The following is a 13,166-nucleotide window of genomic DNA, read 5'->3' on the forward strand; positions in this document are numbered from 1 at the left end:
GCCTTCCATCAGCCTTATGCTCCACAACCCATTTCCTTTTTCTAGCTGGTAACGATTTGATTAACCGATCCATTTCTTCTATGGATGTCTGCAAAATCTCTCTTCCCAACTTATCTGTTTCTTCTTTTGTTGCGATGGCAAAATCAGCCAGACTTGTTGGATTTTTATAATACTCCAGCTTTAACTCGAATAATTTTGGAATGAAATATTCCGCTAAATAATTTATAATGTCTTCCATAAAAGAACATCCTCCCTTGTGTGTATAGTTTTCGCAAACCAATACCTTATCACAAAGAAGGATGTTCTTTTATTATTTGTGTATATTTTCCGAGAAAATTTTTACTCTAGCGAACTTTTCTGTGGTCTACGTGACATTTCATAAGGTAATGAATAAACCACAATTTCACATCTGCAACATCCCTTTTTAAGGGTTGCAGAATCATTTAAATCTCCAGAACTCATAAACTTACTTACTGGAGGCGTAGTCATAAAGTTTTTGATTACTTTTCTATATCCATCGTAATCTATTGCTCCGTCAGCAGCCTTCCATATTGCAAGAAAAACAAAGCACATGTAGATATTACTAGCCATTGGATTGTCATAACCTATGTCCTCACACTTTTCAAGCATCTCTTTATAAATAGGCTTTGCTAACTACAGTTATAAATATCAAATCGTCATCAAGTACAGGATATGTTTAAATATAGTTTGCCGTCCTTCTATTAAGCTACCAGCGTTTTAAGGCAATGATCTGCTCTGTTACAGGAAGCACAGTTTCAGGTGTACCTCCCAGATAGAATAAATATGGTAGCTCTGCAAGCCTGGTCTGAGGGCTATAGATATTTCTAAAATCTTGAGCTGGCATATATGAAATTTCATAATGGCCTGCTGGTAAAGTTGCCTTGCCATCATCTGTGATATCTACATTGCCACCTGTAATATTAAGCCTCTCTCTTGAAAATCTTGGAAGTGCAACATTTGCAGCTCCATTGAATGGGACTTCTAACTCAACTGTTAGCTTTCCATCTTCTGCTATTTTCCAGTTCGATACATATTTTCCTGCAGCTGTTGTTATGGCTGAATTGAAATATCTAAATCTCATAGATGGTACTGGCGCAATATTGGCCACCTTAAATCCTGGCTCAGCTGGCTTTATTCCGCCAATATATTCATACATAAACTGCACGATAGTTCCATATGAATGGTGGTTAAGTGAATTCATGCCCATCTTAGAAATAGTTCCATCCTCAAGAACTGTATTCCATCTCTCCCAAATTGTAGTAGCACCTAAATTTATACAATACAACCAACTAGGGAATCCCTCATTAAACAAGAAATGATATCCTAAATCTGCACAGAAAAAAAGGCATCTATGCAATCAAAGATGTCCTTTATAATAATAATATTGATATTTCGGATAAAAAGGCTGCAAGTGCCATAACTTTTAACCTATCTATAGTCTGCACTTACTTCATCTCTCTGGTCTAAGACATTAGTTCAGCCAAATGCTCTTCTAACTGCTTCTTAAAATCAGAAACTACATCTTCAGGGCTGGTAATTTTTACATCAGCACCAAGTCCGAACACCCATCCAAAAAACTGCTGAGATACAGCCACATCAACAGCAACAAAACTCCGACCGTTTTCTGCAGGTCTTATTGTCACATCTTTTCCGAATCTATCGATAAATATGCTCACCTTATCATCAGGGAATTCGATATGTACTCTTCTTTTCTCCCCATGAAACATGGAGAAGTTTTCTACCACGTATTCACCCATATCAAGATTTTTAAATAACTCTTTTCCTTCACGAAGATTATCAGTAATAGATATCTTAAGCATCTTGTCAACTCTATAATGCTTAATCTTTCCAGCCTCACTATCATAGGCTACTAAATAGTAGTTCTCATCTTCCATTGCAAGGAACCAAGGGCTTACTTTGTAAAACGCTCCATCCTTCTTTGGCACTAGTTCCTTATTAGTATTCCATACGCAATACTGAAATTTAATCTGTTTGTTCTGCTCTATAGCTGTATGAATTCCATCAACTGTATAGTAGATAGACTCATTCATATTTTTGATACGATCATTTACATAGACCTGACGCTGCAGCTGCTTAGCTTGGTATTCACTTACAAAATTCTTCATCTTCCTGATAAGCTGGGTAGACTTATTCTTAGTGATAAACTTTGATGACTGAATAGCCTCTATTAAAAGCTTAACCTCTGCAAGCTCAAATTCTCTACCACCCACATGATAATAGGTTTCCCTGCCTATCTGCTCCTTGATAACTTCAATTCCAAGCTTGTCATTCATAACAGAAAAATCATCATAAAGACTCTTTCGTTCTGCAGTAATTCCCAATTCTTCAAGCTCATGCATTATCTGTTGAAGAGTAAGGCTGTGTTCATCATCAGTCTTCTCCTGCATGATTTTACAAAGATAGCTTAACTTTAATTTTTGATTTGATCCTTTTGGCATAAAAATAACCCCTCCGTATATACGAACTAAACTAAGCTTAGTATAACACAGAAGGGTATATTATTGGACAATATAATTTGTTTTGGAGTGGTTATCTTATATGGAACAATCCAATAATCGTAAAGATAAAATAATGGCCTAAAACATGTTTATCTTCTCCTCATACTGTTGTATGATGTTGTTTAATTATTATTTAGCAACCAATGACAGAAGGGAGAACAACATGATACTTGATTCTACAACTATTACTAGCAAAACTGGAAAAGAATTTCGACTTGTCTCTATTGGGCCTGACAACGCAGGACAATTCTTAGATTTTATGCATCAAGTATCTTGCGATACTCATTTTATGTCTAGGTATGGCGATGAAGTTAAATTAGATGAAGCTGCTATTCAAGCAGAAAAGGAGCGCCAAAAAACTCTTCAAGACAGTGATATTCAGGGGATGTTCTCTATATTTGATGGTAATAGAATTATTGGAAATATAGCTGTTCGTCAGGTATGTTGTCATAGAAAAACTGCACATCGTTGTAGCATAGGCCTTGGCATCCGCAAGGAATACCACGGCTTGGGACTTGGCTCTATCCTCATGGATTATGCAATAAATTTTGCTAAGGAAGCCGGTTACAAATCCATGGAATTAGGAGTCCTTTCCGATAACATCATAGCCCAAGGACTTTACAAGAAAATGGGCTTCACTGAATGGGGCCGTCTCCCAGAAGCCTTTATATTAGACGATGGCACTCCTATCGATGAGATAACAATGTATAGAAAGCTATAAGTATAAAAAACACAATGGCGGAGCCTAAGCTCCGCCAAATCTATACTTAACTCTATCATTAAAAAAAACTCTTTAAACTCCGCTTTCCTATCCATAAAGAACTTATAATATGTCTGTACATTTTTAAGCTGATACCAATCACTTGGGCCTGCAGGGCTTTTATCCAAATCATAAACTAACGCATCTTTAATTGATAAGATAAAAGGTGAATGAGTTGCTATTCTAAACTGGCACTTAAATCCTCTAACAGATTGCTCTAAGGAATTAACAAGCTCTAGCTGCATCTCTGGAGATAAACTGTTCTCCGGCTCATCTAAAATAAAAATACCATTCTCAGTGATTTTCCTTGTAAAATATCTAAAGGCAGGTTCGCCATTGGAATACTCTCGGACATTGTCAATCAAGGTCTTGCGAACATATTGGGACTGAGTCTTTGATTTGGCAGCATTATCCTTTCCTAAATCACCTATACGCTCAATTTTATGACTTTCAATTAAGTAAGATAGAGCGTATTCACTATCATTGCCTAAAGTGTTTATTATTTCTTCGTAAGTTAATGAAAGCGTTTTTCGTATACATTTAATGATAATATCAGATAGTTCGTGATATAGCATTCTCATAGTTTATTGTTGCTTAATAAACTAGATAACTTCAGTAATCTTTTCTGTGAAATAAATTTCGCAAATAAATAATTTTTTCTCTAACCAGATGAATTGTGTGTTATAATGTGTTAGCATTAACTAACTACAGTTTCAAAGGGAGAATCAATGAAATACTCAAAAACATTTTTAACAGCCGTCCTGGCTGGTTTTCTTATAGGAATTGGCGGGATGATTTATCTATCAGTAGACAATAAAATTGTTGGCTCTGCACTATTTAGCATTGGATTGTTTGTTGTTTTAACATATAATCTCAGCCTTTTCACCGGGAAAATATGCTACGTGCTTGTAAGAGAAAGGAAACGCAATATTATAAATGTTATCATCACTTGGTGTGGAAACTTTTTGGGAACAATGATATTATCCCTCATAATATTAAATACTCGGTCAGGAAGTGGTATTAAGGACAAAGCTTTGGCTGTCTGTCAAATTAAGAATACAGATTCCTATTTGAGTCTCTTCTGGCTTGGCTTTTTATGTAATATTTTTATTTTCCTAGCCGTAGATGAATTTAAAAAGAATGAACATGTACTTGGAAAATATCTTGCCATTTTCCTTTGTGTAATGGGATTTATACTGTCCGGTACTGAACACTGTGTAGCAGATATGTTTTATTATAATGTGGCTCAGTTTTACTCAGTTGACATGGTAATGCGTCTACTTATTATCACCTTAGGTAACACCATCGGTGGTATATGTTCAAATTTCTTTGCACAAAAAATCGCCTAAGCATTGTTTAGGCGATTTTTTAATCATTTAACTGCTACTCTATTTCGTCCTGCAGATTTTGCCTCATATAGTGCTTCATCCACTCGTTTGAATACAGAATCACTATTATCTGATTCTTTTACCATTGTAAGGCCTATGCTTATGGTGATATGACCCACAGTTGGGAATTCAATATCTTGAACACGCATACGAACCTGCTCACAAAATTCTTTTGCTTCTTCTAGTGACATATTGGGCTTTATGCCTATAAATTCTTCACCACCCCATCGACCTATAATATCCGCCTGGTTAAATAAGTATTTCACTTTTCCAACACCATCTCGTAGAACCAAATCACCTACGTCATGTCCAAATTTATCATTTACCATCTTAAAATGGTCTACATCTACCATGATAACAGCTATGTCAGAATAACGAGTTCTATTTTCAACAAATTGTGTCATGAAATGATTTAAGGCGCGTCTATTATATACTTGTGTCAATTCATCCAAGCTTGCTACTTTAAACAGTTGTCCGATAGCTTCATTTAAGTCTTTAGTTGTGGACTCAAGAAAATTTACCAGTCTAATAGGTAGCGGAACATAGCCATCTCCTCTTTCCTCTTTGAATTCGACAAAGTGTCTGCTATCGAAATTGTATACAGGTCGATTTTTTATCTCAGGTGCTTCGCCCTCTCTCATGCCAACTACAACAAATGATGCATTTAAAAATCCTCGTACTCCATCTGCATGTAGAATTTCGCCATATCCATGAGCCCAGGTAGTACTTTGAATTATATTTTCATAAAAATCAAATTCCAGTTCGGCCATATCATCCCCCATAAGCATTCTACGGCTCATGCAGGCGTATATTAAAATGGCCTCCGGACAAAAATCAGCCATTTTTATGGCATTATTTGCTGATTCTTCTAGCAATAAGTCAGTGGTGGAATAGCTTAAGCTTACCGCGCTGCCTACAGGAATCTCTGTGGCAAATGCAAGGGCTCCATCTTTATGATAGTCTAAGGCAACTCTCGCAAGACCTATTCCATTTTCCTTTAAATAGAATGGAAATGCACAGGTATTTTCAAAGAAGTACGGATTCATTCCTATTCCTAGGTGCTCGCTATAAACAGAAAATGCAGGTTTATTATTAATCTCATAGACTATTCCATACTCGTCTGACTTTGTGACTACAAGCTCTTTGCCTAAAGGTTTGAAGCCTAGATTATAGTAGTGATCTATATGTAAATCTTTGCCGCAAAAAGTAATAGCAAGAATTCCTCTATCATAGATTGTTCTGCCTACGAATATTTTTGATTTATCATCGCCCATCGTCTGCGTGCCTGCTAGAGCGCCGAATACTACTATGTTTTTATCATAATTGTTTATTTTGTCTATGAATTTTTCAGGACAAAGTGCGAAATCCGAAGACATCATGAGAATACCTTTTATGTCTTCTTTTTCTGCTAATATTTCTTTAAATTTGTCTCCTGCTGTAGATGGAGTTAGATTTTTGGAACAATCAAATACATCTACTGAAAATGTGGCCTCGTCAAAAAACATGACAGAACACACCCTATATTCTACAGAATGCGTCTCTCTACTTAGAGCGCCATGGCTTGTCATACCATATACCATAATGTTTTCAGGTATACCTGCGGAAAGGATATCCAAGTCCTCCTGAATGATATTTTCATCGCAACCTGGCTCGACTAATTGGAGCACACCCTTCATTCCGTTTACATACTCAGGAGTACGTCTTATCTGCCCTATCATTTCAGGCATACTCAAATCATAATCCAAAATGTATCTGTACTGTTTCATAACTGAATCCTCTAGACAATTTTAAAACAATTTTATTATGCCAAAAAAATGTATATAAACTGTTAAATATCTATGGTTAAACGGTTTTCGTCAATTATATTGAAGACCATTTGCGTTGATATAAGTAATCTAAATATTCATGCAATGTGTGATAGTTATGTGATATTTGCCATGATATTATTTACTTACAAAAAACAAAACAATTTGTTTTTTCTTTTTCATTTATTTTCTCCCTATATATTAAAGAATCGCTCCGAAAAAGCTTCGGGGCGATTCTTATTAGTTTGATTATTTAAACGGCTACATACGCATGTCCGCATCATCTACATCATCCAGCATATTTTCACGGCTGTAGACTCTCTTCTCTTCACGCTGTTGCTCTACCTGTACTGAAAGCATTTCTTTTACATTTGCAGAATGCTTAATATTTTTAATTTCAAAAGTTCCAAGACTTTTATCCGAAGAACTTACAATAATAGACCCTACACCAAATATTCTTTGTCCAATGCTGCGCTTTAGCTGAAGATCAAGGATTCTGTATAATCTAACCTCGTTTTGTGTAAGATTGAGAAGACCTGTTTCTACAAATAGTCTATCTTCACTCATACTGTATTTTGTAAAACTTATTGGTAAACCAAGATGTCTTTTCCTGTCATGCCATAAAATATTTGCCATAATCCCCTCCTATATCAAAAATGCATTATATCCTATTAGACAGTTTTATTATATCCGAGTAGAATCATTACTACAATCTATATGCTTACATATGGAAAACTTTATTCCAGCAGACATTTGTTAATTTCCTCTTTTATGAAATCTATTTTTTTTTGAGTCTCTTTGTTGTCAGTCTGCAATGTAAGAAGCTTTGTTAGATAGCCCTGATCAATTGTAAGCTTTCTGCTATAAGGAAAAACCAGCTCAAATGCCAAAGAAAAATGTCCCACGTAATAATCCATATGTGTTACTTTTGTGCTTCGAAGGATTGAATGATGCTCCTTAAATTGCTCAAATACTTCTTTTGAAATATTCTGTGCCTTTATGTACTCAAATGGAACACCATATATTCCCTCTATTGGTTCTTCTACCTGTACTCTGAAAATATCAATTTTATCAGCGTCCCTTATTATATTGGAAAACATTGCGGTTCTTTCATCTAAATCTTCAGAGATACGGAATTTATTATGTTGGCGTACTGCAGTTTCAATGATGACATCATATTCTCTGGTTTCTATAAAATCATTTATAAGAAGCGGCGCTTTGAAAAGTAAATCCGCACCAAACTCTGCGTGATCTACAGATTTTACATCATTAAAGGTTTGATATCTTTTAATCTGCTCAAATCTGCCTATATCGTGAAGCATACCTATTAGCCAGGCTATCTCTATATCATCCTGTGAAAGGTTAAGGCTTTGAGCTATAGCCTTTGAGTTTTCAGCTACCTTGTAGGTGTGTGTGATTTTCAAGGAAATTTTAGGATCATCTGGATTATATGTCTTTGTATATTCTTCAAATAATTGCTTTACTTTTTGTTCATTAATCATTTATGGAAACCTCCAAAGGGTTGTCGCTATTTATCATAGCGCAATTCGATTTTCAATTATAGCTTACAAATCAGAACTATACAAATGGGAGGTAAACGTAGGATTTATATGTTAGATTAATCTAATAACAATTTATGAAGTATAATATTTTTATTCATTAACAATTGATATGTATAAAGGAGTCATTTATGAAGCAAGTAACACTTGGTAGAACAGGTATAACTGTACCACAGAATGGATTCGGCGCTTTACCTATACAAAGAGTTTCGGTTGAGGCGGCAGCTAATATTTTACATAAGGCTTATGACGGGGGTATAAGATTTTTCGATACCGCAAGAGCTTATAGTGATAGTGAAATTAAGCTCGGAAAGGCGTTTGGTGATGGCAAAATTGATAGAAATTCTATTATTATTGCCACTAAAACTGCAGCTAAAAATCCTGAAGATTTTTGGATAGATTTAGACACTTCCCTTAAAAATCTTAAGACAGATTATATCGATATTTATCAGTTTCATCTGATGGGACAATGCTGGAAGCCTGGTGATGGTAGTGGTATGTATGAATGTATGGAAGAAGCCAAGTCTAAAGGCCTTGTACGCCATATTGGCGGAACTGCGCACAAATTAGGTGTAGCAAAAGAGCTGATTAATTCTGGATTATACGAGACAGTTCAATATCCTATGAGTTATCTTGCAACAGATAAGGAAATAGAATTAATTAAACTGTGTAACGATAATAATGTAGGATTTATCGGAATGAAAGGTTTGGCTGGTGGATTGATTACCAACTCAAAAGCTGCCATGGCATTTATTAATCAATTTGATGGAGCTGTACCTATTTGGGGTGTGCAAAAAGAAAGTGAGCTTGACGAATGGCTTTCTTACATGGATGAAACTCCTGTAATGAATGACGATATAAAGGCCTTTATTGATTCTGAACGAAGTGAACTTATGGGTGATTTTTGTCGAGGATGTGGGTATTGTATGCCATGTACTGTTGGTATTCAAATTAATCAGTGTAATCGAATGTCACTTATGCTTCGACGAGCACAAAGCGCAGATTGGCTTGATAAGCATTGGCAGGCTGAAATGAAAAAGATTGATGACTGTGTAAATTGCGGAGCTTGCTTACCACGTTGCCCTTATGAATTGAATATACCTGAATTATTGAAGAAAAATCTCGAAGATTATAGGGAGGTTTTATCTGGTAACCGTACGGTTTAGTATTTCAAAAGGTTAGCTCGTTTTGAGCTAACCTTTTTGTATGATATTTAATCTACTGTCACATCCATTCTCCCTGCTTTCCAATCTAGAATTGGTCGAGCATCAGGTGCAAATAAATCATTTGGAATTTCGTCTCTATTGAAGAAACGATGTTCTAATACTTCGCTATCATCATCGGAAATTTGTCCGTTATAAGTTCTTGTAATGAAAATAACCGAAAGGGAATATACTACATCATTATTAGGATATTTAATTAATCTGTCATCACCAGAGTAGAGGCCAAATAGTTTTAAGTCTTTGACTTCAATACCTACTTCCTCCCTTAACTCTCGGATAGCTGCCTGTGTGTATGTTTCAAGTGGCTCTAATGCACCTCCAGGCACACACCACTGACCATTATCACTTCGTTTCTGTAATAGTAATTGACCTTTTTCATTTTCAATTAAAACTCCGCAACCAACAGTCATAATCATGTCATGACCATATGATTTTCTTAGATTTTCAATGTACCCCATTTCCCTAACCTCCATTTTACCTTGCCATTTAAATATTTCTTTACAACAAAAGAAAGTTAGACTCTATTATCTAACTTTCTTGAAAGATGCACTGTATTTTTTAAATAATTAAACCACAAATTCAACATGTGTGGTCTCATCTACAAATGGAACTACTGTCTGCTTTAAAGCTGCTCCCCAATATTCGTTACTTTGGCGCTGCTTTAATGAAATTTCGTCTTCAAATTCGGCAGTCATGATAACATCACCGTTTGAAGAGCTCATGCAATCTACAGTAACCTCTATATGTTCAAGTCCCGGAACCTTTCCCTTGAGTTGTTCAAAGTTCGACTTAATATTTCCTTTGATTTCTCCAAGGTTGGGACCAAAGCATTTATCCTGAAGTTTCCATATTGTTACTTGCTTTACCATTTGTATTACTCTCCGATTTCTATCTCTTATGGGTAATAGTGTAACACTTTTTTTTAGTTTCTTCCACTTTTGTTTTGCGCATGTCATCTTTTAGTTTTATCTTTTATGATAATAAACTTTCATCTATTAGTTTCACGCCTCTACTTGTTAGTTTTAATAACTCTTAATAATTCGTATAAATGTTGATTTTTCAACATTTCTCTAATATTATATTTTTATAATCACCACTGATTCGGTGGCAAAAATATATCTACCAATAAATTTTTAATGTTTCACGGAGACTACTTATGGTTCGTAAAAAAATTATTTTACCTGATAAGATTTTTCATAAGCTATGGGATCATGCCTGTGATATAGATTCCTTTGATGAATTTTACGCGCTGATTACCGCACCATCTTCCCAATCATATATTAATATGCAGAAATATAATATCTCTACCAATCAACTTTATGATATCTTGAAATCAATTCATAGTGCCGCACATTATTCTTTAAGATCTATGATTAATGATTATGGTTTTACTAAAGCATCATTTTCTCATAGATTTTGTGTTCCAATTCGAACAGTAGAAAACTGGTGTAATCAGACAAATAAATGTCCTAGTTATACTAGATTGTTATTTTTAAATGCTCTTGATTATTCGATTTTACCCAAAGGAATTTGTTTTGAATCATCTATTTCTGTAACTAAAAATACAGAAAAACCATTAGCTGATGAAGCAGAATTTACTATTTCAGCTACTACTCAGGAAATATTAAAAGAGGGTTCTCTCTTGGATAAGCAAGAAAATGATTTGTCACACTTTTCACTTAGGGATTGGGAACAGACTCATTCTAATTCTGGTAATTCTGATATACTTGCCAAAACAGATTATCTTTCAGATATATTAAATAGGCGTTCTCGCCAACTTGGCGACAATTGTTAAATTATTAACAAGCTACGCCAATATGGCAATAATGTTTCTTTTTATCTTTTTAATTTGACGTTAATCATTTGTTAATCTACTAATTCAACAAAAAAATAATTAAATTTTAGTACTAATATGTCTAGTTATTGTTTTTATAAAATATTATAATTTATTATTGTAAAAGACATTGCACTATTTATTCTTTTATATTTCATTTTATTTTAATATTCTATTTAATTTATCCAAAGAATTACAGATGAATTTCATATTATATCTCGCCAAATTGGCAGTGATGGTTAATTTTTTAACAAACTATGCCAAGTTGGCGAAGCATAAAGGAGGAGAAATAATGAAATCTATTGCTATTTGTATAGGGAAAGGCGGTCAGTGGAAGACAAGCCTCACTGTAAATATGGCCTATTTATTAAAAGAAAAAGGATATAAGGTATTGGTTCTGGATTGTGATACCCAAGCTAATGCCTCTCTCACATTCAAGGCGCGATTAGATGATGCCACTTTATATGATTGCTGGGTAGAAGAAAGACGACCTTTAGAACCAGCTGAGTGCATCCAGCACACAGATTTAGGTGACATTATTGTATCGGATACGCTATTAGCAGAGCTAAACTCAAAAGTCTTAGACCCAGCAAGTTCTCTTGAACTAACATCTTTGAAAACAAAAGTATTTTCTAAACTTGAAGACTATGATTATATTCTTTGCGACTGTCCACCCGATTTAACAGGCTTAATCAACAAATCCGTTTTAGCATCAGTAGATGAAGCACTTATTCCTATGGTTGGAGATTCTTATTCCGTTCAAGGTCTAGCTAATCAATACAAGTTAATTAGAAATTTAACAGATGGTGAGAACCCATTAAATCCAAATCTAAAAATAAATGGTTTTGTAGTAACTGATTATACAACAAACAGAAAAGCTGAAAAAAATCATTATGATAATGCAAAAGCAATAGCTGATCAGATTGGCACAAAGCTTTACAAGCAATATATCAGATCCTGTGCTGATGGAAAAAGAGCCATAGATTCACAGGATGCTGTAGTTAAAGTAAAACCATGGTGTAATAGTTCAATAGACTACAAAGCGTTTGTAGAAGAATTCTTAGAAGGAGAGGGAGCATAACATGGCAAGACAAGCAAGCGGAAGTGGACTTGATGTTAATGGAATTGGATTAGGAAATGTTTTTAATAATATTGTAGGAGAATCCACAAAGGAAAAGAAAAATGATATACCTGCCAAGGTCCAAACCGAAAGTGGTCTTGAAAGTAAAGTAATCTCTATTGATTTATTAGATGAAGATGAAAATAATGAATATCTTAATGGATATGATGACATCGCTACTCTTCGAAATAGTTTTGAAGAAAATGATGACAATGGTGGTATTCATGTATATGAGAGAAAAAATGGGCACTATCTGGTGTGGTCTGGTAATACAAGATTAAAGGTCGCTAGAGAGCGTAAAGAAAAAGAATTGCTGGTTATTGTAACAGGTCCAGAGCCAGAAGATGAATTTGAAAAACATAAAAGAAGATTGGCAATGAATCAAGGACGTCAAGATAGACCTCTTTATATTGCACGAAACATTGCAGAATATGAAAAAGGATTAAATAGAAAAGGCGTACGTGGTGACATAAGAAATAAGGAATTAGAAAAAGCATTTTCAATGCCAGCAAGAAACATTCAGCGATATAAGAGAATTTTAAATCTTAATGATGAATTACAATTATTATTCAAATACCCTCAAAAAGACATTCCTTATATAGCAATGATTGATAAGGTTATACCAAAAATTCCTGAAGATAAAGCAGCAGAATTTGCATCAGCATTTAACACAGTTATGAGTGATGGTGAAGAAATGAGTTCCGCTAGACTCGAACAGCTGTTCGATAGCATTGTGAAGGGTGTTAATACCAAGAAAACTAAAGACACAACTATTAAAGTAAATCAGATTCTGAAACAATATAAAGCTTTATTGTCAGTGGAATATGATGATGATGGAATTATTGTAGTGAATGAGGAGAAGAAAGATCTGATATTAAGAGAAGCTGAAGAATTAAAAAATAATATAGAAGATATTATTGAAGCTTATAAATAATTA

At 34.6% G+C, this 13,166-nt stretch carries 15 protein-coding genes and 1 pseudogene; 6 read left to right on the forward strand and 10 right to left on the reverse strand.

The genetic code is table 11. The features are described from left to right. From BLV53_RS17590 to BLV53_RS12150, 4 genes and pseudogenes are all read right to left on the reverse strand, one after another. Positions 1 to 238: pseudogene (locus tag BLV53_RS17590) on the reverse strand (UPF0236 family protein); the annotation flags it as partial. A 101-nt stretch (positions 239 to 339) separates the two neighbouring features. Continuing rightward, positions 340 to 591 carry a hypothetical protein gene (locus BLV53_RS12140; RefSeq protein ID WP_170830845.1) on the reverse strand — a complete coding sequence of 84 codons (252 nt, stop codon included), beginning with the start codon at positions 589 to 591 and terminating at the stop codon, positions 340 to 342. Positions 592 to 727: 136 nt separating this feature from the next. Beyond that, the gene (locus BLV53_RS12145) at positions 728 to 1,378 is read right to left on the reverse strand and encodes an alpha-L-rhamnosidase-related protein (protein WP_090301243.1); all 651 of its coding nucleotides are present in this window, start codon (positions 1,376 to 1,378) and stop codon (positions 728 to 730) included. Between the two features lie 106 nt (positions 1,379 to 1,484). Continuing rightward, positions 1,485 to 2,480, reverse strand: coding sequence for a helix-turn-helix transcriptional regulator (locus tag BLV53_RS12150; protein WP_090301245.1), 996 nt, complete (start codon positions 2,478 to 2,480; stop codon positions 1,485 to 1,487). A gap of 223 nt (positions 2,481 to 2,703) precedes the next feature. Between BLV53_RS12150 and BLV53_RS12155 the strand changes: the two genes are divergently transcribed. Beyond that, positions 2,704 to 3,261 carry a GNAT family N-acetyltransferase gene (locus BLV53_RS12155; RefSeq protein WP_170830847.1) on the forward strand — a complete coding sequence of 186 codons (558 nt, stop codon included), beginning with the start codon at positions 2,704 to 2,706 and terminating at the stop codon, positions 3,259 to 3,261. Here BLV53_RS12155 and BLV53_RS17855 read toward each other — a convergent pair. Further along, the gene (locus tag BLV53_RS17855; RefSeq protein WP_139298961.1) at positions 3,159 to 3,881 is read right to left on the reverse strand and encodes an AAA family ATPase; all 723 of its coding nucleotides are present in this window, start codon (positions 3,879 to 3,881) and stop codon (positions 3,159 to 3,161) included. The two genes, BLV53_RS12155 and BLV53_RS17855, sit on opposite strands and share 103 nt — an antisense overlap. A gap of 147 nt (positions 3,882 to 4,028) precedes the next feature. Between BLV53_RS17855 and BLV53_RS12160 the strand changes: the two genes are divergently transcribed. Continuing rightward, complete coding sequence (locus tag BLV53_RS12160; protein ID WP_090301249.1) at positions 4,029 to 4,649, forward strand: formate/nitrite transporter family protein; 621 nt, start codon at positions 4,029 to 4,031, stop codon at positions 4,647 to 4,649. Positions 4,650 to 4,672: 23 nt separating this feature from the next. On the opposite strand, the gene BLV53_RS12165 is transcribed toward BLV53_RS12160, so the two are convergent. The 3 genes from BLV53_RS12165 to BLV53_RS12175 form a co-directional block, all read right to left on the reverse strand. Continuing rightward, positions 4,673 to 6,454, reverse strand: coding sequence for a sensor domain-containing diguanylate cyclase (locus tag BLV53_RS12165; RefSeq protein WP_090301251.1), 1,782 nt, complete (start codon positions 6,452 to 6,454; stop codon positions 4,673 to 4,675). A gap of 300 nt (positions 6,455 to 6,754) precedes the next feature. Beyond that, positions 6,755 to 7,129 carry a PH domain-containing protein gene (locus tag BLV53_RS12170; RefSeq protein ID WP_090301253.1) on the reverse strand — a complete coding sequence of 125 codons (375 nt, stop codon included), beginning with the start codon at positions 7,127 to 7,129 and terminating at the stop codon, positions 6,755 to 6,757. Positions 7,130 to 7,230: 101 nt separating this feature from the next. Then, positions 7,231 to 7,995: an HD domain-containing protein gene (locus tag BLV53_RS12175; protein ID WP_090301255.1), complete on the reverse strand. Its 765-nt coding sequence runs from the start codon at positions 7,993 to 7,995 to the stop codon at positions 7,231 to 7,233. Between the two features lie 188 nt (positions 7,996 to 8,183). Here BLV53_RS12175 and BLV53_RS12180 point away from each other — a divergent pair, with 188 nt between their 5' ends. After that, on the forward strand, positions 8,184 to 9,218 hold the full coding sequence (locus BLV53_RS12180; protein ID WP_090301257.1) for an aldo/keto reductase: 1,035 nt from the start codon (positions 8,184 to 8,186) through the stop codon (positions 9,216 to 9,218). A 47-nt stretch (positions 9,219 to 9,265) separates the two neighbouring features. Here BLV53_RS12180 and BLV53_RS12185 read toward each other — a convergent pair whose 3' ends face one another. Then, positions 9,266 to 9,733: an NUDIX hydrolase gene (locus tag BLV53_RS12185; RefSeq protein WP_170830848.1), complete on the reverse strand. Its 468-nt coding sequence runs from the start codon at positions 9,731 to 9,733 to the stop codon at positions 9,266 to 9,268. A gap of 108 nt (positions 9,734 to 9,841) precedes the next feature. After that, a complete protein-coding gene (locus tag BLV53_RS12190; RefSeq protein ID WP_090301261.1) occupies positions 9,842 to 10,144 on the reverse strand; it encodes a Dabb family protein in 303 nt (100 codons plus the stop codon). A gap of 287 nt (positions 10,145 to 10,431) precedes the next feature. On the opposite strand from BLV53_RS12190, the gene BLV53_RS12195 reads away from it, so the two are divergent. The 3 genes from BLV53_RS12195 (at position 10,432) to BLV53_RS12205 (ending at position 13,163) form a co-directional block, all read left to right on the forward strand. After that, positions 10,432 to 11,070 (forward strand): hypothetical protein, encoded by a 639-nt coding sequence (locus BLV53_RS12195; protein WP_090301263.1) that lies wholly within the window; start codon positions 10,432 to 10,434, stop codon positions 11,068 to 11,070. A 331-nt stretch (positions 11,071 to 11,401) separates the two neighbouring features. Next, positions 11,402 to 12,190, forward strand: coding sequence for a ParA family protein (locus BLV53_RS12200; RefSeq protein WP_170830849.1), 789 nt, complete (start codon positions 11,402 to 11,404; stop codon positions 12,188 to 12,190). A 1-nt stretch (position 12,191) separates the two neighbouring features. After that, positions 12,192 to 13,163, forward strand: coding sequence for a hypothetical protein (locus BLV53_RS12205; RefSeq protein ID WP_090301267.1), 972 nt, complete (start codon positions 12,192 to 12,194; stop codon positions 13,161 to 13,163). Positions 13,164 to 13,166 lie beyond the last annotated feature (3 nt).

The sequence above is a fragment of the Pseudobutyrivibrio sp. ACV-2 genome (assembly GCF_900107545.1).
Taxonomy (GTDB): domain Bacteria; phylum Bacillota; class Clostridia; order Lachnospirales; family Lachnospiraceae; genus Pseudobutyrivibrio.

Excerpts from the sequence above, each read along its gene's own strand:
- BLV53_RS12140 (WP_170830845.1), bottom strand. The coding sequence starts at position 591 with ATGGCTAGTAATATCTACATGTGCTTTGTTTTTCTTGCAATATGGAAG.
- BLV53_RS12150 (WP_090301245.1), bottom strand. The coding sequence starts at position 2,480 with ATGCCAAAAGGATCAAATCAAAAATTAAAGTTAAGCTATCTTTGTAAA.
- BLV53_RS12155 (WP_170830847.1), top strand. The coding sequence starts at position 2,704 with ATGATACTTGATTCTACAACTATTACTAGCAAAACTGGAAAAGAATTT.
- BLV53_RS17855 (WP_139298961.1), bottom strand. The coding sequence starts at position 3,881 with ATGAGAATGCTATATCACGAACTATCTGATATTATCATTAAATGTATA.
- BLV53_RS12160 (WP_090301249.1), top strand. The coding sequence starts at position 4,029 with ATGAAATACTCAAAAACATTTTTAACAGCCGTCCTGGCTGGTTTTCTT.
- BLV53_RS12165 (WP_090301251.1), bottom strand. The coding sequence starts at position 6,454 with ATGAAACAGTACAGATACATTTTGGATTATGATTTGAGTATGCCTGAA.
- BLV53_RS12170 (WP_090301253.1), bottom strand. The coding sequence starts at position 7,129 with ATGGCAAATATTTTATGGCATGACAGGAAAAGACATCTTGGTTTACCA.
- BLV53_RS12175 (WP_090301255.1), bottom strand. The coding sequence starts at position 7,995 with ATGATTAATGAACAAAAAGTAAAGCAATTATTTGAAGAATATACAAAG.
- BLV53_RS12180 (WP_090301257.1), top strand. The coding sequence starts at position 8,184 with ATGAAGCAAGTAACACTTGGTAGAACAGGTATAACTGTACCACAGAAT.
- BLV53_RS12185 (WP_170830848.1), bottom strand. The coding sequence starts at position 9,733 with ATGGGGTACATTGAAAATCTAAGAAAATCATATGGTCATGACATGATT.
- BLV53_RS12190 (WP_090301261.1), bottom strand. The coding sequence starts at position 10,144 with ATGGTAAAGCAAGTAACAATATGGAAACTTCAGGATAAATGCTTTGGT.
- BLV53_RS12195 (WP_090301263.1), top strand. The coding sequence starts at position 10,432 with ATGGTTCGTAAAAAAATTATTTTACCTGATAAGATTTTTCATAAGCTA.
- BLV53_RS12200 (WP_170830849.1), top strand. The coding sequence starts at position 11,402 with ATGAAATCTATTGCTATTTGTATAGGGAAAGGCGGTCAGTGGAAGACA.
- BLV53_RS12205 (WP_090301267.1), top strand. The coding sequence starts at position 12,192 with ATGGCAAGACAAGCAAGCGGAAGTGGACTTGATGTTAATGGAATTGGA.